Annotated in this window: 22 protein-coding genes; 10 read left to right on the plus strand and 12 right to left on the minus strand. The window is 62.3% G+C overall.

What is annotated here, in order from left to right; translation table 11 throughout:
• Nucleotides 1-2: 2 nt before the first annotated feature.
• Together WOC76_RS04195 and WOC76_RS04200 are read right to left on the minus strand one after the other, a co-directional pair.
• Nucleotides 3-731, minus strand: a complete 729-nt coding sequence (locus WOC76_RS04195; protein WP_341103649.1) for a DUF5765 domain-containing protein — start codon at nt 729-731, stop codon at nt 3-5.
• 138 nt (nt 732-869) lie between these two features.
• On the minus strand, nt 870-1,838 hold the full coding sequence (locus WOC76_RS04200) for a beta-ribofuranosylaminobenzene 5'-phosphate synthase family protein (RefSeq protein WP_341431280.1): 969 nt from the start codon (nt 1,836-1,838) through the stop codon (nt 870-872).
• Nucleotides 1,839-1,942: 104 nt separating this feature from the next.
• Here WOC76_RS04200 and WOC76_RS04205 point away from each other — a divergent pair, with 104 nt between their 5' ends.
• The 7 genes from WOC76_RS04205 (at nt 1,943) to WOC76_RS04235 (ending at nt 8,543) form a co-directional block, all read left to right on the plus strand.
• The gene (locus tag WOC76_RS04205) at nt 1,943-2,317 is read left to right on the plus strand and encodes a 4a-hydroxytetrahydrobiopterin dehydratase (RefSeq protein ID WP_341103644.1); all 375 of its coding nucleotides are present in this window, start codon (nt 1,943-1,945) and stop codon (nt 2,315-2,317) included.
• Entirely contained in the window at nt 2,310-3,164 is an 855-nt protein-coding gene (gene folP, locus WOC76_RS04210) for a dihydropteroate synthase (protein ID WP_341389762.1), read from the plus strand. Before WOC76_RS04205 ends, folP begins: the two co-directional genes overlap by 8 nt.
• 3 nt (nt 3,165-3,167) lie before the next feature.
• Nucleotides 3,168-3,647, plus strand: a complete 480-nt coding sequence (gene folK / locus WOC76_RS04215) for a 2-amino-4-hydroxy-6-hydroxymethyldihydropteridine diphosphokinase (protein ID WP_341103643.1) — start codon at nt 3,168-3,170, stop codon at nt 3,645-3,647.
• Between the two features lie 561 nt (nt 3,648-4,208).
• Nucleotides 4,209-4,976 carry a bacterial ammonia monooxygenase, subunit AmoC gene (gene amoC / locus WOC76_RS04220; RefSeq protein WP_341103640.1) on the plus strand — a complete coding sequence of 256 codons (768 nt, stop codon included), beginning with the start codon at nt 4,209-4,211 and terminating at the stop codon, nt 4,974-4,976.
• Between the two features lie 323 nt (nt 4,977-5,299).
• Complete coding sequence (gene amoA / locus WOC76_RS04225) at nt 5,300-6,058, plus strand: bacterial ammonia monooxygenase, subunit AmoA (protein ID WP_341431281.1); 759 nt, start codon at nt 5,300-5,302, stop codon at nt 6,056-6,058.
• Between the two features lie 278 nt (nt 6,059-6,336).
• Nucleotides 6,337-7,479, plus strand: coding sequence for a bacterial ammonia monooxygenase, subunit AmoB (gene amoB, locus WOC76_RS04230; RefSeq protein WP_445928453.1), 1,143 nt, complete (start codon nt 6,337-6,339; stop codon nt 7,477-7,479).
• A 662-nt stretch (nt 7,480-8,141) separates the two neighbouring features.
• Nucleotides 8,142-8,543, plus strand: a complete 402-nt coding sequence (locus WOC76_RS04235) for a hypothetical protein (RefSeq protein ID WP_341108701.1) — start codon at nt 8,142-8,144, stop codon at nt 8,541-8,543.
• 713 nt (nt 8,544-9,256) lie between these two features.
• Here WOC76_RS04235 and WOC76_RS04240 read toward each other — a convergent pair.
• From WOC76_RS04240 to WOC76_RS04280, 9 genes are all read right to left on the minus strand, one after another.
• Nucleotides 9,257-9,616, minus strand: a complete 360-nt coding sequence (locus WOC76_RS04240) for a Rap1a/Tai family immunity protein (protein ID WP_341108700.1) — start codon at nt 9,614-9,616, stop codon at nt 9,257-9,259.
• Nucleotides 9,617-9,753: 137 nt separating this feature from the next.
• The gene (locus WOC76_RS04245) at nt 9,754-10,161 is read right to left on the minus strand and encodes a hypothetical protein (protein ID WP_341108699.1); all 408 of its coding nucleotides are present in this window, start codon (nt 10,159-10,161) and stop codon (nt 9,754-9,756) included.
• Nucleotides 10,158-10,394, minus strand: coding sequence for a hypothetical protein (locus WOC76_RS04250; protein WP_341108698.1), 237 nt, complete (start codon nt 10,392-10,394; stop codon nt 10,158-10,160). The genes WOC76_RS04245 and WOC76_RS04250 overlap by 4 nt, the downstream gene beginning before the upstream one ends.
• Before the next feature lie 286 nt (nt 10,395-10,680).
• A complete protein-coding gene (locus tag WOC76_RS24220; protein ID WP_445928454.1) occupies nt 10,681-11,427 on the minus strand; it encodes a single-stranded DNA-binding protein in 747 nt (248 codons plus the stop codon).
• Nucleotides 11,424-13,925, minus strand: a complete 2,502-nt coding sequence (locus WOC76_RS04260; RefSeq protein ID WP_341431282.1) for a DUF3987 domain-containing protein — start codon at nt 13,923-13,925, stop codon at nt 11,424-11,426. The genes WOC76_RS24220 and WOC76_RS04260 overlap by 4 nt, the downstream gene beginning before the upstream one ends.
• Nucleotides 13,922-14,257: a hypothetical protein gene (locus tag WOC76_RS04265; RefSeq protein ID WP_341108694.1), complete on the minus strand. Its 336-nt coding sequence runs from the start codon at nt 14,255-14,257 to the stop codon at nt 13,922-13,924. The genes WOC76_RS04260 and WOC76_RS04265 overlap by 4 nt, the downstream gene beginning before the upstream one ends.
• A gap of 65 nt (nt 14,258-14,322) precedes the next feature.
• A complete protein-coding gene (locus WOC76_RS04270) occupies nt 14,323-14,562 on the minus strand; it encodes a hypothetical protein (protein ID WP_341431283.1) in 240 nt (79 codons plus the stop codon).
• An 84-nt stretch (nt 14,563-14,646) separates the two neighbouring features.
• The gene (locus WOC76_RS04275; RefSeq protein WP_341108693.1) at nt 14,647-14,907 is read right to left on the minus strand and encodes a hypothetical protein; all 261 of its coding nucleotides are present in this window, start codon (nt 14,905-14,907) and stop codon (nt 14,647-14,649) included.
• Between the two features lie 382 nt (nt 14,908-15,289).
• A complete protein-coding gene (locus WOC76_RS04280; RefSeq protein ID WP_341108692.1) occupies nt 15,290-15,460 on the minus strand; it encodes a hypothetical protein in 171 nt (56 codons plus the stop codon).
• 110 nt (nt 15,461-15,570) lie between these two features.
• Here WOC76_RS04280 and WOC76_RS04285 point away from each other — a divergent pair, with 110 nt between their 5' ends.
• Genes WOC76_RS04285 through WOC76_RS04295 form a run of 3 tightly spaced genes read left to right on the plus strand, consistent with a single transcriptional unit; the run spans nt 15,571 to nt 16,593 of the window.
• The gene (locus WOC76_RS04285; protein WP_341108691.1) at nt 15,571-15,843 is read left to right on the plus strand and encodes a transcriptional regulator; all 273 of its coding nucleotides are present in this window, start codon (nt 15,571-15,573) and stop codon (nt 15,841-15,843) included.
• Nucleotides 15,840-16,133, plus strand: coding sequence for a hypothetical protein (locus WOC76_RS04290; RefSeq protein ID WP_341108690.1), 294 nt, complete (start codon nt 15,840-15,842; stop codon nt 16,131-16,133). Before WOC76_RS04285 ends, WOC76_RS04290 begins: the two co-directional genes overlap by 4 nt.
• Entirely contained in the window at nt 16,123-16,593 is a 471-nt protein-coding gene (locus tag WOC76_RS04295; RefSeq protein ID WP_341108689.1) for an ImmA/IrrE family metallo-endopeptidase, read from the plus strand. Before WOC76_RS04290 ends, WOC76_RS04295 begins: the two co-directional genes overlap by 11 nt.
• 62 nt (nt 16,594-16,655) lie before the next feature.
• Here WOC76_RS04295 and WOC76_RS04300 read toward each other — a convergent pair whose 3' ends face one another.
• Nucleotides 16,656-17,018 (minus strand): hypothetical protein, encoded by a 363-nt coding sequence (locus WOC76_RS04300; protein ID WP_341108688.1) that lies wholly within the window; start codon nt 17,016-17,018, stop codon nt 16,656-16,658.
• Nucleotides 17,019-17,052: the final 34 nt, after the last annotated feature.

A 17,052-nucleotide genomic window follows, 5' to 3' on the forward strand; every position in this document is an offset into this window, starting at 1 on the left:
CTCTAGAAAGCCGTGCTCGACGCGCGTGCCCGCCGCCATTCGAAATTCTGCCGAAACACCGGGTTGAGGGCCATCAACACGAGACCGAGCGAAAACAGGCACCAAACGGCCGGCACCTCGTTCACATTGCCGGTGAGCCGCGCCGCCAGCAGAGGCCCGAAAATCGCGTGGAAAAGCGTGAATCGCCAGGCGCCGTAGCACAAAGGCACGAGAAACGAGACGACCATGTAAGAGGGGAATCCCCATTGCATGCCGATCATCTGGTCCACGTGGACGAGGAGCCCGTTATAGGGAACGTTCCACGCGAGGTGCCAGTTTCCCGACACTGTGCAAAGAGGCGACCCGCACATATTGACATGCGGCTCGCAGCTTCCCGCCCAGGCGAACGGATAGAGCTGCAACAGCATGATCGCGGAGGAAACCCCGCAAAGGACATAGACCGGAATACGGGCGCGTCGGCGGATGTCCTCCGGGACCAGTTCGAGCGAAAAGGCGTTGATGAAGAAGGGCTGAAATACGATGTGCAGGATGGACAACAGCGTTATCGCCTGATTGACCGGATTGTCGCACTGGTTGATCACCAGATAACCGGCCAATTGGAGCGCCTCCATCAGCGTGAACCACGCGATGGCGACCGAGAAGGCGGCGGGGACCTTGCGCCGGACCGTGACGACGGTCGCGGCAAGGCCAATTCCAACGATCGTGGCGGAAACGCCCGGACCCCAGCACATAAGGCGCTCCTTGCACAGATTCGGGGCAAGGATGGCCTAACGGCAACGCTTTGGCAATGGTTTTTAAGTGATGCGGGAGGGGGTTAGGCGCCCCGGCCGGCGCCAGCGCCCCATGAGCTCGCCAGCGGGCTTATGTCTTCAAGCCATTCGCGCATAAACCGCGTCGATCTTCGCGCCCCGGTTCAGCCCCTTGCGGATCGAAATCTCGAGCCCGTCCGCCCTTGCCTCGGGCTCGACCCGCGCGAGAATCGCGCGCGCAGCGGCGTCGCTCTCTACAAAGGCGAAGCCCGTCGGACCCCAGGAGGTCTGGCCGCCGCCGGTCGCGCCCTCGCGCGTCAATCTGCCGATCGCCGCTTCGACCCTGGCGCTGGTGAAGCGCTGGCCGCCCTGGCGGGGCGCGAAATAGTCGCCCACGATGTCCTGAATGCGCGCCACGGCGGCGCCGAAGGGACCGAGCGCCCGCTCGGCGAGCGCCGGGAGCGCCTGCATCAGCACGAGCCGGCAGATCTCGCCGCTCTCGGCGGGCGTCGAGGGGGGCAGCGCCACGAAAGCCTCTTTCTCATCGGCCCCATGCAGACCGACCGCCGCAGGGTCGCAGACCAGCAACACCCGCCACTCTTCCGGAAATTCGGCGCGGGCGATCACCGGGGGCGTCCGGGTATCCGGCCCGCGACCGCCGTCGACCACCAGTCCCCCGCTGACGAAGAGCCCCGCGCCGAGCCCCGACCGGGCGCCTCGCGACATGAGCGCGGCGTCGGCAGCGGCGTCATGCGGCAGATCCTGAAGCCGCCGAACGGCGGCCGCGATGGCGAGCGCCAGCTGGGTGCCGGAGCCAAATCCGGAATGGGGCGGGATCGCGTCTTCGACGGTGAGCCGGTGGCAGGCGCCCGGCGCGAGCGTGGCCTGCGCCTTGGCGAGAAGCTGCGCCGCCCGCGCCTGTTCCGGCCCCTCGACGGCGTTTTGCGGAGCCGGGGAAAGGGTCAGCCGCGTTGCGGGGGCGTCGAGAGACAGGCCGAGCCCGCCGAATTTGCGCCCGAGTCCGCCGTTCATGTCGAGAAAACCGAGATGCAGCCGGGCCGTCGCCGTGACGCTCACTTTTGCCGACATGTCGCTCCCTGTCCGTCGATCGCGCAAGACTTCCCATTCGTTTAGGCTATATCTGCTTTGGGCGAAAGAAGTCCCCGGCGGGGACTCGGGAGGGAAGATTCGAGATGAGCAAGGAAGAAAAGGCGCTGCCGGAGAGCGACGTCGTCGAGCGGCTCGGCCGCGAGCTGCCGCATTGGCGCTATGAGAACGGCTGGATCCGCCGCCGTTACAAGACCCACAGCTGGAAAGGCACGCTGATGGTGGTCAACACCGTGGGCCATCTTGCCGAGGCCGCCTGGCACCATCCAGACATCGCCGCCTCCTATGCCTGGGTCGAGGTGAAGCTGATGACGCACACCGCAAAGGGCATAACCGAGAAGGACTTCGAACTCGCCAGAAAGATCGAGGACGTGGTCGCCTGGCGCCCCGGCAAGGAGGGCGGCGCGCTCGAAGGCACGCCGGAGACAGACCAGCGGTTCGCCTATATAAAATATGACTGAGCCTTCGTCTTTCGACCGGGCGGCCATCGTCGCCGCCCGGGACCGGTTCTTTGCGCCCGTCGCCCGGCGCCCAGTCATCATGGGAATCGTCAACGTCACCCCGGACTCCTTCTCCGACGGCGGGCTTTTCGTCGCGCGGGAGGCGGCGCTCGCCCAGGCGAAGAAGCTCGCGGCCGAAGGCGCCGACATCGTCGACGTGGGCGCCGAATCGACCCGGCCCGGCCACACGCCGGTTTCGGCCGAGGAGGAATGGGCGCGTCTCGAGCCCCTTCTTGCCGCCCTGGTCGCCGAGGCGGGGGTTCCCGTCTCGATCGACACCTACAAGGCCGCCACGGCGCGGCGGGCGCTCTCAGTGGGCGTGGCGGTCGTCAACGACGTCTGGGGTCTCCAGCGCGACCCGGACATGGCCCCGGCGATCGCCGAGGCGGGGGCCGGGGTCGTCGTGATGCACAACCGCGCCGATGTCGATCCAGACGTCGACATTGTCGACGAGATGCTGCGCTTTTTCGAGCGGTCCCTCGAGATCGCCCGGCGGGCCGGGGTGAGCGCGGCCCATATCGCCCTCGATCCGGGCGTGGGCTTCGGCAAGAGCCGCCAGCAGAACTACGCCGCGCTCAAGGCGACGCCGGAGCTTCTGAAGCTCGGCTTTCCGCTTTTGATCGGCGTATCACGAAAATCGATCTTCAAGGGCTTGCCCGATGGCCGGATCGAGGGGCGAATCATTGGCACGATCGCAGCGAATGTGATGGCCGCGGGCGCGGGAGCGCAGATTTTTCGCGTTCACGACGTGGCAGAGCATCGCGCCGCGTTCGAGGTGTTTGCGGCGTTGCGCGGGGCGGAAGGGTAAGCCATGCGGGTGGGATTTGGGCTCGGCAGCAATATCGGGGACAAACCCGGGAACATCCGTGAGGCGCTGCGGTTGCTGGAAGAGCGCGGGATCGCGCGGCTGACGGCGGTCTCGCGCATTTACCGGACTCCGCCCTGGGGCGTGCTGGATCAGGGCGATTTCGCCAACGCCTGCGCCATCGGCGAGACGGCCCTTTCACCCTATGAGCTGCTCGCGGCGGTCAAGACGATCGAGGCCGACATGGGCAGGGAGCCAACCCGCCGCTGGGGGCCGCGGCTGATCGACGTCGACATTCTCTTCCTTGGCGACCACACGCTCGACGACCCGGAGCTGACCTTGCCGCACAAGGAGCTCTTCGGGCGCGGATTCGTGCTGATGCCCCTGGTCGAGATCGCTCCCGACCTCGTGCTCGACGGCGTCCCTGTCGCGCAGGCGCTCGGGGAGGTGGATGCGGCGGGGGTCAGACCCTGGTTCGAAGGTTGATCCGCCTACCCCCGATGGTGGTATTGCCGCATTGCAACATGCAAGCGGCGCGACCGCGCGTCTAAACTTCCAAATTGTCAATTATACCCGGCGATTCTAGGGATATTGCGCTGTCTAAAGAAACTGCCGCGCGCGTGCTCCCGACGGAACTCAGGTAGGCGAAAACCCACCCACTGGGGCTGTTATTACTATTCGATAGACAGTGTTTTGCTATACCAAGGGATATTGTCATTATGTTGGTGAGGGGGAATGGTTGGGCCACGCTAAACGGGGTCTTCTGGTTTGGTCCGGGAGGGCTGGGTTGGAGGCTTTGTTTAGGCGGCGACGTCGGTGTTCGTCCGATAACAACAAGCGGCAGGATTGAATGTTCGGTCTTTCGGGAATTTTTTCTGGAGACGGTTCGTTCGAAGGCCGCGTCAAGAAAGGGCGGTATGGCGTGTGGCGACCTTACGGGGGCCCTGCCTAACGTTTACGACAAACGAGGACGAAGCAGTTCCGTTCTGGGAGGCGGAGCGATACCGGTCACGCGCATATCCCTGGGAGCACATAGGAGGAGTTAATATGGCTTCGACGACGAGCGCAGCTGCTGGCGCAGCTGCTGAGGTACAAGTAGTCGATCTGCGTGGCATGTGGATTGGCCTTGCGGTCCTGAACATCTTCTATCTGATCGTCCGCATTTACGAGCAGATCTACGGCTGGCGCGCTGGCCTGGACTCTTTTGCTCCTGAGTTCCAGACGTATTGGATGTCGATCCTGTGGACGGAGATTCCGCTGGAGCTCGTCTCCGGTCTGGGCCTTGCCGGCTATCTGTGGAAGACCCGCGACCGCAACGTTGACGCGGTTTCGCCGCGTGAAGAGATGCGCCGCCTGGTTGTTCTGGTTCAGTGGCTTGTCGTTTACGGCATCGCCATTTACTGGGGCGCTTCGTTCTTCACGGAGCAGGACGGCACGTGGCACATGACGGTGATTCGCGACACGGACTTCACGCCGTCGCACATCATCGAGTTCTACATGAGCTATCCGATCTATTCGGTGATCGCGGTTGGCGCGTTCTTCTATGCGAAGACCCGCATTCCGTATTTTGCTCATGGCTACTCGCTGGCGTTCCTGATCGTCGCCATCGGCCCGTTCATGATCATCCCGAACGTTGGCCTGAATGAGTGGGGCCACACCTTCTGGTTCATGGAAGAGCTGTTCGTTGCTCCGCTTCACTGGGGCTTCGTGTTCTTCGGCTGGATGGCCCTGGGCGTCTTCGGCGTCGTGCTGCAGATCCTGATGCGCATCCATGCGCTGATCGGCAAGGAAGGCGTCGCCCTCCTCACCGAGTAATCGGGACCAAGACCGCCCGCGTCGGTGAGGCGCGGGCGGATTGCCCTGGCGGGATTTTCGCTACACCACTGACATGAGCGGTATTTGAACTTGCTGCTGAGCGGCGGGGGAAGGCTTCTTGTGTCGCGATCCGGGGTTGAGCCGGGTCGGTAAGGGGAAGGTTTCGCGGCGCTTCGTTTTCAGGCGTTGCGCAAGAGAAAACCGGACGCGGGGCGCTTACGGGCGCATTGGGTTCGGGCGCGGGTTCGGGGCGCGAGTTCCGATCTCGCGACAAAAAGAAAGCTCGGATGCGACGCTTCCGAGAAACACCAAGGAGAAGAGTGATGTCACAATCGAAAAGCGGGGGGGCGGTTGGTCCGTTCAACTCCGTCGCCGAGGCGGCGGGTTGCGTTCAGGCGACGGACTGGATGCTTCTTGTGTTGCTGTTTTTCGCCGTTCTGGGCGGCTACCACGTCCACTTCATGCTGACGGCGGGCGACTGGGACTTCTGGGTCGACTGGAAGGATCGTCGTATGTGGCCGACGGTCGTGCCGATTCTGGGCGTGACCTTCTGCGCGGCGTCGCAGGCTTTCTGGTGGGTTAACTTCCGCCTTCCGTTCGGCGCCGTTTTCGCGGCTCTGGGCCTCCTGATTGGCGAGTGGATCAACCGCTACGTCAACTTCTGGGGCTGGACCTACTTCCCGATCAGCCTCGTGTTCCCGTCTGCTCTGATCGTTCCGGCGATCTGGCTTGACGTGATCCTGCTGCTGTCGGGCTCCTATGTGATCACGGCGGTTGTCGGTTCGCTGGGCTGGGGTCTGCTGTTCTATCCGAACAACTGGCCGGCGATTGCCGCTTTCCACCAGGCGACCGAGCAGCATGGTCAGCTGATGACGCTTGCTGACCTGATCGGCCTCCACTACGTCCGCACGTCGATGCCGGAATACATCCGCATGGTCGAGCGCGGCACGCTGCGCACGTTCGGTAAGGACGTTGTGCCGGTTGCGGCGTTCTTCTCGGGCTTCGTCTCGATGATGGTGTATTTCCTGTGGTGGTTCATGGGTCGCTGGTATTCCACGACCAAGGTGATCGACACCATCTGATGCGGGCTGGGCCGCGGTTACTTGTGGGTCGCGGCCTGTCTCGAAACGGAAAAACGCAGTTTTGTTTGGGTTGGATCGGCGATTTGGCCTGACGGACTGCGATGAAAAAAATCGGCTGGCGCGCGAGGCGCCGGCCGGAAGAGGAACCTGGGAGGTTTGTTCATGAAAAAGCTAGTCAAGCTCGCCGCCATTGGCGCGGCGGCTGCTGTGGCGGCGACGCTCGGGCGGTCGCTCCGGCTTCGGCGCACGGCGAGAAGTCGCAGCAGGCGTTCCTTCGCATGCGCACGCTGAACTGGTATGACGTTGCGTGGTCGAAGACGACGGTCAACGTCAACGAGGACATGGTTCTGTCGGGCAAGGTTCACGTCTTCTCGGCGTGGCCGCAGGCGGTCGCCAACCCGCGCGTTTCGTTCCTGAACGCCGGCGAGCCCGGCCCGGTTCTGGTTCGCACGGCGCAGTTCATCGGCGAGCAGTTCGCTCCGCGTTCGGTTTCGCTCGAGATCGGCAAGGACTATGCCTTCTCGATCAACCTGCGCGGCCGTCGCGCTGGCCGTTGGCACGTCCATGCCCAGATCAACGTTGAAGGCGGCGGCCCGATCATCGGACCCGGCCAGTGGATTGAGATCAAGGGCGACATGAAGGACTTCACCGACCCGGTGACGCTCCTCGACGGTTCGACCGTTGACCTCGAGCACTACGGCATCAGCCGCGTTTATGCGTGGCATCTGCCGTGGATGGCGGTTGGCGCCGCCTGGATCCTGTTCTGGTTCATCCGCAAGGGCATCATCGCGTCCTACATCAAGGTCGCGGAAGGCCGTCCGGATGACGTGATCGGCGATGACGACCGTCGCATTGGCGCGATTGTTCTCGCTCTGACGATCCTGGCGACCATCGTCGGCTACGCCGTGACGAACTCGACCTTCCCGCGCACGATCCCGCTTCAGGCCGGCTTGCAGAAGCCTCTGACGCCGATCGAGACGGAAGGCACGGCTGGCGTCGGCAAGGAGCAGGTGACGACCGAGCTGAACGGCGGCGTCTACAAGGTTCCGGGCCGTGAGCTGACGATCAACGTGAAGGTGAAGAACGGCACGTCTCAGCCGGTGCGCCTCGGCGAATATACCGCCGCTGGCCTGCGCTTCCTGAACCCGTCGGTGTTCACCTCGAAGCCTGACTTCCCGGACTACCTGCTTGCTGACCGCGGCCTGTCGAACGACGACACGATCGCGCCCGGCGAGTCGAAGGAGATCGTTGTGAAGATCCAGGACGCGCGTTGGGACATCGAGCGTCTGTCTGACCTGGCTTACGACACCGACAGCCAGATCGGCGGCCTGCTGTTCTTCTTCACGCCGGATGGCAAGCGCTTTGCGGCTGAAATCGGCGGCCCGGTGATTCCGAAGTTCGTCGCCGGCGACATGCCCTAAGCGAACTGCGATCGCTGAATAAAAAGCCGGCCGGATCGAAAGATCCGGCCGGTTTTCTTATTTCCGGCTCCAATGCCGGAATTTCCGTCTTTTGCACGATCCGAGGCGTTAGGGCCCCTTGAGGGCCCCTTGTCGCCAATCGCTGTACGCGCTCGCCGAGCAGAGCTCGACGGCGTTCATATATGCCAAGAGGTAAGCGCGAATATCACCCACGGGGTCCACCTTGCCCGGTCTTCTTAGTTCAACGCCGCTGGGCCATTTCAAATTACATCACCCGCGACGCGATCTTTTAGGCTGCCGATCGTCAATCAAGACAGATGCCCGCCCCACCCGCACGGAGGCAGGCGATCGCCGGGAATGGTGGATCGCCGACGAGCGCCATTTTCGATCCGAGTGCGTCGGACCGGGCCTCCCGCTCCTTGTCTTGACGCGCTTTCTTGCGCCGAACCGCATTCCACTTGGACGGTTTTTGTGACCCGCCCGCGCCGCCCGATTGAAGTCTGCGCGGGGGGCGCGTCAGCCAAATGAGCGGATCAGGCTTCCGATCATGCCTGCATGAAAACCAATAAGATACCGGCGGGCAATGGCATAAACCACACCGCTTTCCACACCGTTTGCGCTCGGTTACAGTCCGCGCCGGTGAAGCAACACCGGAGCCTTCCATGAATATCGTCGCCATTGTCGAGAGCCCTTCCGAAATAGCGGGAGCCTGCGATCTGCGCAGGCGGGAGTTGAACATCACCAACTTAGCGCTCGATGACGCGGCGGGCTTGCAGTCGGGCTATAGCTCGACCCTGTTTTGTGGAAAAAAGAGAATGGGCGATATGTCGATGCCCTCGATGCTCGGCGCTCTAGGTATGAAGCTGATCGCCGTCGCTGACGATGCCTGGGTTCCGCCGGTCACGTGGCGTTGCTCCAGCATCGCGTGGTGTCCGATCTCTCGTCTTCCGATCCTGTGCCCGCCCAGCGACCGCGTCTTCGCCGCTCTCCCTGCGCCTCGCGAAGAACCACCGGCCGTCATCGAACTGGCTTCTTGGGAGCGGCTCGATCGCCCCACGCGCTGACGCCAGCCCGTGCGGTCGCGGCCACGGCTGTCGGATGGTCGCGCCCTCCTGCCGCGAGACCCCCACCCCCATGCCACCCAGGGGAAAAATGGCGATCGGGTTCCTATGGTCCAGGATCGGACAGGAATGACCCCTCTCTAAATTTTTTGGGTGTCTCGGAGATTTGGCTGGCTGAAAACATTTTGGCCGCTTGGATGTTTCCAGGCGGCCTGTCTGTAGTTCGATCTTCTGGCGTTCTTCGGAATTTCACCCGCGCGGAGGTTCGGCTCCGATTCGCTGGTAGCGCGTTGCGGCTAATCTTGGATGCCGCTCTTAAACCAGCAGTCTTGGGAAATGGGGCACCAAACCCCCGTAAAGCGATTCCGATGATGCCAGCCACCACTGATCTCTTCGTAGCGAAACATCCACCCGAAGACGACGACTGCAAACACGATAGCGGCGGCGAGCGCCTTCCGACCGTCCTGAAACATTGCTCGTTCTCAGAGAAAAACAGTAACCCGCGCTTTTATAACCCGTGAAATATCCCGCACAAGCAAGCGGAGCCGGCAGCACAAGGCTATCACGATCTCCACAACGCCTCCCCCGCCGAAACACCCGGCCCCTCTCCCGAAATTCTGTGGCCCGAAAACATTCCGGACTATTGGCCTGAAAGTCGCTTTTACGCCCGGCTCCAAAAAATTTGGCCCCTGAATATTCCCATGGGCACGAAAAATTTATTGCTGGCGATTAGCGCAGGGCCACGCCTCGGCGAGAGCAACGATTGCGATAGCCGCAATATCATTGTGCAGACCCTCTGGGTGACGCTGCATGTAGGCTATGACTACTCTTACGGCTTGGGCTGTTGTTACGCCGTTCGGTGGGCAACTTCTTCTTTGCAAAATTATCTCGGAGAGTATCAAAGTTGTATTAACAGCACCGGCGCAGACGCCTTGGTTGAAAAACCCGCTATTGTTTTTCTGCTCTACAAAATCGATACATGACTGCAAAAGATCATTCCCAGTGGTGCCGCCTACCGCCTTCTCTGTAATTAAAATCGGGATTAAACAAGCGGCGAAAAAGATTCTCATCTTCATGGAGGATTTCTTCCTGTCTGGTTTTTTTTGCAATTGCGTTAGCGTACCAGGTCGACTTTGCACTGAGATTGTAGGCTTCCTGTTGAGCCTATCGCGTATTCGCCTTCCCGTGGGACCTCATTACAGGGCGACGCCGATTAAAGTGTCCTCCGCAGCGCTTCTCGCCCCATCTCGCGCCATCGCGCTTCCGTCCTGGCGGCTTCCTCGCGCCTGATCGCGATGGGGCAACGCGTCCACAGAACGGCGCCCGGCCATTCCTCGGGCGTCTCGACGGTGAGACCATGCGCCTGGGCAAAATCCTGACATGCGGCGTGATCGTCTGGCCTAACACGCTGCGCGAGGATGGCTGTCACGCGGCCATCGTGCCGGCGGAAGAAGACGGGCCTCGAGCAATGGGGCGGCAACTCTGGCTCATGGTCCCAAATGTCGATGCGCTCGCCGTCCGCCAGGATGCGCCATGAGAATGGCTTCGGGCAGACGATCCATCTCCGGGCGCGCGCGAATGCTCTGGCGCGGGTAAGGTCGATTGTGTCGAGGTCGGTCACTCCCCGCGCCTCCACTGGCCCAGGGCCGCGCGCGATAGAGGCTCTCCGCTGCGCTCGCGGCGGGGCCGCTCGTATTCCGGCGGGATGGGCAGTCCTGCCGCGCGCATCATGGTGACAACGCCGCCGATGGGCAGCTCGAACCGCCGCGCGGCCTGCGGAATGGTCAGCTCGCCTTTTTTGATCGCGCGCAGGATGCGGCGCTTCTCGGGGTGGGGTCCGTATGCGGTTCGCATGGTGACTCGCTCCTCTCGAATTTTGGAAAAAACGGCTACCCCCTGGCCCCCTGAAACCCCTAAAACCGGGATGGAAACGCTCTCGGAGGGCGGATGAATTTCAGGGAAAACGGGGGAGTGGGTAGCCCTCAAAACCCCCGAAACCCTGTCGCGCACCCCACTGGCTGGCTGAATTTCAAAGAAAATGGCCGGGGGGCCGCCCCTCAAAACCCCCGAAACCCTCCAATTACGAAAAACCCCGGCGAGGCGGACCTGGCCGGGGCGAAAGGCAACCGACTGGCTGGCCTTAAAACGGGATGTCATCGTCTAAGCCCGCGTGGCCGCGGGCAGGCATGTGCCTGTCGCCCCCGTTCGCCGCCATTTCCTCAAGCGTGCGCTGCCGCCCCTGGCGCGCTCTCCAATCGGCGGGCTGGCCAGCGGGGGGCCGTGGCGCGTCTTCTCGCGCCTGGCGTTTCTGCTGGGGCTCCGCGCGCGCGATCTCACGGGACAAGAGGCTGAGCCCGATGCGGGGTTTGCCTTCCTTGTCGGTGTAGAGTTCAAACTTCGGCTCGCCCGTCACTTCGCAAAATTCGCCGTCGCGAAGCTCCATGGCCGCTGCGATCGCGTCTCCGAAAATCATGCAGCGCCAGAAGTCGTTGCGCTCGCCGTTCCGGTCTTTGACAGTGACGATGGCATAATCTTTTCCGCTCTTGGCGGTGCGCGTCTCTGGATCACGGAAAACGTAACCCGAGAGGGTTCCTGTGAACGACATGGTTTTTCTCTCCTGCTGCCACGGCGCGCGGCATTCGTCGCACACCCAGTTTTCTTTGTGATCGACGGTGAAGGCGACCTGTGCGAGCTGGCCACACCGGCAAAATCGGTTGGTGATGTGCGCTGCTCTCGCAACGGCGTTTCGCTCGCGCGCCCTTTCCTCAAGGGCTTCGATGTCGAATAAGGTGGCGGGTTCGGCGGGCGGCGCCGCCGCTGCTGCTTTTTCGCTTTCCCATCGGGCGCGCTCCCGAGCCAGAGCCATATCGAAGGCGCTCTGGCTCATTTCTCGGTCTCAAGGGCGGGGTTCCACTGAAAGTAGATCGTGGGCCGGCCGCCGGCGTCGCAAATCCTCGATCGCTCGCCGCGCACGTAGCCCTTGCGGTCGAGCAGGTCGAGGGCCCGGGCGACCGTCTCACGGTCATTGAGCCCATTCCCCCAGTCCTTCCCGGCGACCTGGTTCGCGGTGAAGCGAGGAGGAAGCTGCGCGCGCCGGTCGAGGAGCGTCTTGGCCGCGATGGCAATCGCCGCATCGCCACAATCATAGATGCGCGCGGCGTGCGAGCGCAGATATTTCGCCCATGCCAGCGCGCAAGCCATGGCCGGCTCTTCAATCAGGCCCTTGGATCGGTCGCCGTCCGCGAGTTGATACAGCAGAGCGATTGCGGCGACGGCATTCGGGGCCTTCGCGAGATGGCTCTCCAGCGTGCTTGAAAATTTACCGCTGCGGACTTCTGGAACATGATCGGAAAGCCAAGCGCGAAACGCTTCCTGCGCCTTCGGAGAGAAGCTGAAATAAATCCGCTCCTGAATGCCCTTCCGGTATTCATAGAGGTCGCGGAACGATTTGAAGTAATCGCTCCGTGCGCGCGCGTCGGGCGGCCGGTCGATATATCGCCACGTCTCCGAAACGTCGGGATAGACCGCGAGCTGAAAGCGTTGGATTAATCCGTCATCTTGCTCGCCGCTGCGCGCGCCACGAACGAGCTTTTGCAAGATACTTGGCTGGATGCCTCCAAGGATCGAAAGGCATGTACTTTCGATGTAAAGGCTGCCTCGCGAGATTGTGTCGTGGCAGTAGCTTTCCGTGCCGTTGAAACTCTCCAGATAGAACGCGCGCGCCGCCTGGCCTTCATCGCCCGAAACCTGCGCAAGGAAGCCGCTCAGTTCATCGCGGTTGAGCAAAAGCCCGTGCGGGTTTTCGTTGAGAAGCGCGCCGACTTTCTCAACCGTTGGCTGGTTCGTGAGAAACCGCATGGCGACCGGATCGGCTTCCGCCTCGGCGGGCAGCTCGTCCAGCATCCTCTCGGCCTTCTGCCGCTCCTCGTCCGTCTTGGCTTTTTCTAGAGCCTTTTTCGCCGCCGCCTCGATCGCCTGGCGCTTGATTTTAAGCGCCCGGTCGGCCGCCGCCTTCTGTTTCTTCTCTTCTTCGTTGACCTTCCTGGCTTCGGCCTCGAGCTCTTTGATCGGCGCGAGCGCCGTCGCCATGGGCGGCGATTTTCCGACCGAAGGGCGACCGATGAGGGCGCCCCAAAGATTGGCCGGCATGGCCCATTCAGTGTCCTGAGATTTCGGCCGGACGCGGATGCGTGCGCCGGCAAGGGAGCCGAAAGAAACCATTGCCGAGACGGCGAAGAAATCGAGGGGGAGCTGGCTGCGCTCGGCGGCGTCCACGAGGTGGCCGCGCCAGGCCGGCGGGAGCATCGTTTCAGGGTTGAACGGCTCGACGGGGAGGAGCGCGCCAGTAATCGGAACGATGGCCGGCCAGTCGCGGGCCTCGGCCTTCTCCGGCTCGATGACCTGGAACGCGGAAACCGCCCGCCCCTCTGGCAGGCTATTCGCCCTCGGCTCCGGCCCGCGCGGGCTCTGCGCGCCGCTCTTGAGGCCAGAGCGGACGGTGGCGAGCGCCTCCTTGCGGGGCAGGCCGCAATCGAGCGCGGCGGCCAAAAGGGCTTCCTGCGCGTCGCGCTCCCCTATGTGGCCCCCGGCGATGATCTGCCCGATGCGAAAGGCTGACACATTGAGCTGGTCGTTGCGGCCGCCCTCCCCAGTCCCGCGCACGGCCTGACATTCATCCGCAAGCGCGGCCTCGCCCCACGCCTTGCGCTCGCCTGCCGGCGTGGCAGGCGGCTTCGCCATCGCCCGCTCAGACAGCTTCGACCGCAAGCGGTCGATGTCGATGCGCCACTGCTTCACGATGTCGAACTCGTAAGCGTTTTCGCCGTGACGCGCGACAAGGACTGCCTCAACGAGATTGAGAACGGCGCGTTCGAGCTCCTCGCGGGTGATCGCCGCCGGCTCGCCGTTCTCGTACCACTCGACCGGCTCGTTGTCGGGATGGATCGAGCCGGGCGCCATGGTCTGGCAACCGTCGCCGCGAATTTCGAGGATCATCGCCTTTTCGCGGTAGGCGCGATCGGCGCTCGCCATGTGCTGCCGCACCGGGTCCGCAAATTTTTTGGTGCCGGTGTCGCCCGTGACGCGGTACAGGAAGTGGGAGACGCCACGGCTCGGACGCCCGAATTTCGATTTGGTCGCGGGCAGGAGGTGGCTGAGCTCAACCGCCTCGCTGCAATCCAGGTCGATGTCGATGAGCCCGCCGCTGCGGGCGCCGAGGATCACGCCGACATTCTTTCCCCCCGCGAACTCGGTCTCGATATTCGCGGGGTTGAGGGTGTAGTTGACCCAATCGCTGGCCAGCGGGCGCTTCGATTTGGCCTCGAGGGGAAGGGGTTTCCAGCCCCTTCCGTGGATGTCGCGAGCGGCGACGGTGGCGGGCGTCATTGGCGCACTCCGAGAAGCTCGAGGAGCGCCTGGCGGGCCTCGGCATTGAATCGCTGTTTCGTCTCGTCGTCGGCCCACGAGAATATGTAAGCCGGCCTAATCGCGCCGTTCGGGTCGATATACTCCCTGGCCGGCAACTGAACTTTCGGACCGTGCCCTTGGTCGTGGTGGACGCAGCGGCGAATGACCATGCCGCAGGTCAAATGAAGATCGAAGAAGCCTTTACGGCTATTTTTCTCCAGTCGGACATAGTTCGTCGCGCGGTCCACGATACGGCTCGGCGCGGTGCGTGGCGCGTCACTGGACGCGGCTTCAAAGAGCGAGTAGTTCATCGTTGTTGCCTAAAAACGAGCGCCGTTGCCACGGCCCACAAACCCCGCGTTAGCGGGGTTTTTTGTTAGTCGAGGCCGAGATACTTGCGGGCCGAGGGGTTGAGGACGCGGCCGCCCTGCGTCTCGACGAGGCCGGCCTTGCGGTCCAAGAAAAACTTCGAGCGGCTGACATTCTTCAAAGCGCACGTCTCGTCGATCGTGAGCGCGCCGCCGTTGTGCAGGCGCTCCAGCGGGGAGAACCTTACGGGCTGCTGGCGCCGCCCCCTGGCCGGCCGGATGTCGCTGTGGTTGATAATTGTCTCCATGGCCTCAACTCATGCGGTTTCTCGTGGACCGGATTGAAGCCTGAGAGACTGCCGAGAAAAACGAGGCGGCGAATTTCTCGGCAATTATTTCTCGCGGCTCCTCCAGAGCTTCAAAAGCTCCTCCCTGGCGAGGTACTCGGCCACGAGCTCCCCTGGCCGGCGCGCCGCGTGAGGCTTTTTCCCGAGCTGCGCCGCGAGGCGGATCATCATGCGCATGCGCTCGGATTGATCCTGCCTCTCCGCCTCCAGAAGGACTGCGGCGAAGGATTTCGTCTGCACGGGGACCGGCTCCCCTCTACTCGAGCGGGTCGTCGCCCACTCGAATTTGCCTGCCAGGTGTCTCATGAAGCAGCCGGCTTGGTCGGTCTTGCTCTTCGCTCTCCGGCGCGGATCGGCGGATGCCCATCCCTGGTAAGCCTTTCTGAGGGCGCGCAGTCTCCATCTGGAAATCTTCGGAGGGCGGCCGCGCGGCTTCACTGGCTCCGCTGGCGGTTCGAGAATTTTCTCAAATCTACGCCATATCTGATCGTCCATTAGCAGGACGCCGAGAATGGTTTCGGTGTCTGGAGCCAAGCCGGCGACGGAATTTATGCGCCGCGCGCATTCGGCCAGCCATTCGTCTTCGTTCATCGCGAGCATCCGCGAGCATCGAATGGAACGCGGGGAAACGGGCGATGCTTTCCCGCTTGTTGGCTGGCCTGCCTATCCCCGCGCGTTCGATAATCTGTCACGCGGCCGGCGGCGCTGGTTCGCCTCTCTCGGCTTGTCCACAGGCGGCGGCGCGCGGCCCGGCTGTCAGCGCCTCGAAGATCGCGGCTGTTTCGACCGCAAGAAAGGCGATGGCCAGCGCCAGGAAAGGCGCGACGGCGAGAAGGGTGGCGGCGGTTTTCCAGTCCATCGGACGAGCTCCGGCGTTCGCCGGGAAGCGGTGTCCCGGCGTTGGTTTGGATTGATGGGTTACGCATCCTGTGATATGAATCGTATCATCTGATACGGAACATCGTCAATATGCAATCAAATGATCTGAAAGCAATCACCGGGGCGCAGCTCAGAGCGGCTAGAGCACTGCTACGCTGGAGTGCCGAGGAGCTGGCGCAGAAGACGAAGGTAGGGATTGCTACGCTCCGCAGGGCAGAGAATGTCGACGGGGCTATTGCGATGACGGCGGCAAATCAGGCGATCGTCCGCTCGACGCTGGAGCAAGCCGGCGTGATCTTTGTCGAGGAGAACGGCGAGGGGCCCGGGGTTCGGTTACGGAAGGGGAGCGGCGCTAAGGTATGAGCGGCTGGAGCCAAGCAGATTACTTTGCTGCGATGCTCGCAGCTCTAGGAGTAATCATCACCGTCCTCGCCGTGTTCATCGGCATTGCAGCGATCTGGGGTTACTCCCAAATCTCAAAAGAAGCCGCCAAAGCGGCGGCAAGGGCGGCTAAAAAGATCGCGCAAAAGGAAGCTCGATCGTATCTGCAAGAACATGGCCCCAGGCTGGTAGCCGAAGAGCTGGATAGAAGATACGGTAAGGACCAGGGATATGGAGCCGGCGCGGCGAAGGATGACGGCAATGCGGGCTAGCCTCAACGCGATCAGTGAATACACTCAGTCGGCCCCGGTAAACGTCTCCGGGTTGGCGAAAACGCTCGGGCTGCGCGTGATTGACGCGAATATTGGCGATGCATCTGGAAAGATCGAACGGGACCTTGATGGCGGATACCTGATTACAATAAACGCCCGTCATAGCGAAACGCGTAAACGCTTCACGCTTGCCCATGAAATCGCCCATTACATTTTGCACCGTCACCTGATCGGAGACGGAATAGTGGACAGCGCGTTATATCGCAGCGACAGAGGCGATGCAGTTGAGCGGCAAGCTAATAGCTACGCCGCGTCTATTCTCATGCCTGCCCCGCTTGTGGACGAGAAATGGAAGGCTGGAGCCGATACGCCTGAGCTACTTGCCAAGGCGTTTCATGTCTCGCCAACCGTTGCTGAAATCAGGATCAAGGAACTGCGCCTGAAAAGCTTCGCAGCTTAAATCGTTGCTGTGCGACCAACGGAAGAGCGGCCGGCCTCCGCCAGGGGCCGGCCTTTCGTTTCTCAAGCGGCGATCTGCTCCGCGTCGCGCGCCGCCTCTCGCGCACCGCCAAAAACCTGGTCCGCCTCTTCGTCGGAAAGTCCGAAATATTGCTCGATCAGCACGGCGACGTCGCTGAGATCGAAACCGTTGTCCGGGTCGCCCCAAATCTTGCGCGCACGAAGGGTCAGGTATCGAAGCGCATGCATAAAGTCCGCGTCGTTTGCGAGCTTCATTGTCGCAATCCTGCGGGCGGCGGTTTCTTCCGCCCAGCAAAGCTTTCTCGCATCTTCACCTGGCATAGTGTCGATGTTCGGGTGATTGAAAAAGCCGTTGAAGGCTTTGCGATGCTTGTCGATCGCGCGTTGCAAGTTCTTGGTGACCATTTGAAAAATCCCTCTGCTTAATTAGTTCTGCGCG

This window comes from Methylocystis sp. IM3, assembly GCF_038070105.1.
Classification (GTDB): Bacteria; Pseudomonadota; Alphaproteobacteria; order Rhizobiales; family Beijerinckiaceae; genus Methylocystis.

Coding starts and splice junctions, on each gene's coding strand:
- WOC76_RS04195 (WP_341103649.1), bottom strand. CDS start 731: ATGTGCTGGGGTCCGGGCGTTTCCGCCACGATCGTTGGAATTGGCCTT.
- WOC76_RS04200 (WP_341431280.1), bottom strand. CDS start 1,838: ATGTCGGCAAAAGTGAGCGTCACGGCGACGGCCCGGCTGCATCTCGGT.
- WOC76_RS04205 (WP_341103644.1), top strand. CDS start 1,943: ATGAGCAAGGAAGAAAAGGCGCTGCCGGAGAGCGACGTCGTCGAGCGG.
- folP (WP_341389762.1), top strand. CDS start 2,310: ATGACTGAGCCTTCGTCTTTCGACCGGGCGGCCATCGTCGCCGCCCGG.
- folK (WP_341103643.1), top strand. CDS start 3,168: ATGCGGGTGGGATTTGGGCTCGGCAGCAATATCGGGGACAAACCCGGG.
- amoC (WP_341103640.1), top strand. CDS start 4,209: ATGGCTTCGACGACGAGCGCAGCTGCTGGCGCAGCTGCTGAGGTACAA.
- amoA (WP_341431281.1), top strand. CDS start 5,300: ATGTCACAATCGAAAAGCGGGGGGGCGGTTGGTCCGTTCAACTCCGTC.
- amoB (WP_445928453.1), top strand. CDS start 6,337: ATGCGCACGCTGAACTGGTATGACGTTGCGTGGTCGAAGACGACGGTC.
- WOC76_RS04235 (WP_341108701.1), top strand. CDS start 8,142: ATGAATATCGTCGCCATTGTCGAGAGCCCTTCCGAAATAGCGGGAGCC.
- WOC76_RS04240 (WP_341108700.1), bottom strand. CDS start 9,616: ATGAAGATGAGAATCTTTTTCGCCGCTTGTTTAATCCCGATTTTAATT.
- WOC76_RS04250 (WP_341108698.1), bottom strand. CDS start 10,394: ATGCGAACCGCATACGGACCCCACCCCGAGAAGCGCCGCATCCTGCGC.
- WOC76_RS24220 (WP_445928454.1), bottom strand. CDS start 11,427: ATGAGCCAGAGCGCCTTCGATATGGCTCTGGCTCGGGAGCGCGCCCGA.
- WOC76_RS04260 (WP_341431282.1), bottom strand. CDS start 13,925: ATGACGCCCGCCACCGTCGCCGCTCGCGACATCCACGGAAGGGGCTGG.
- WOC76_RS04265 (WP_341108694.1), bottom strand. CDS start 14,257: ATGAACTACTCGCTCTTTGAAGCCGCGTCCAGTGACGCGCCACGCACC.
- WOC76_RS04270 (WP_341431283.1), bottom strand. CDS start 14,562: ATGGAGACAATTATCAACCACAGCGACATCCGGCCGGCCAGGGGGCGG.
- WOC76_RS04275 (WP_341108693.1), bottom strand. CDS start 14,907: ATGAGACACCTGGCAGGCAAATTCGAGTGGGCGACGACCCGCTCGAGT.
- WOC76_RS04280 (WP_341108692.1), bottom strand. CDS start 15,460: ATGGACTGGAAAACCGCCGCCACCCTTCTCGCCGTCGCGCCTTTCCTG.
- WOC76_RS04285 (WP_341108691.1), top strand. CDS start 15,571: ATGCAATCAAATGATCTGAAAGCAATCACCGGGGCGCAGCTCAGAGCG.
- WOC76_RS04290 (WP_341108690.1), top strand. CDS start 15,840: ATGAGCGGCTGGAGCCAAGCAGATTACTTTGCTGCGATGCTCGCAGCT.
- WOC76_RS04295 (WP_341108689.1), top strand. CDS start 16,123: ATGCGGGCTAGCCTCAACGCGATCAGTGAATACACTCAGTCGGCCCCG.
- WOC76_RS04300 (WP_341108688.1), bottom strand. CDS start 17,018: ATGGTCACCAAGAACTTGCAACGCGCGATCGACAAGCATCGCAAAGCC.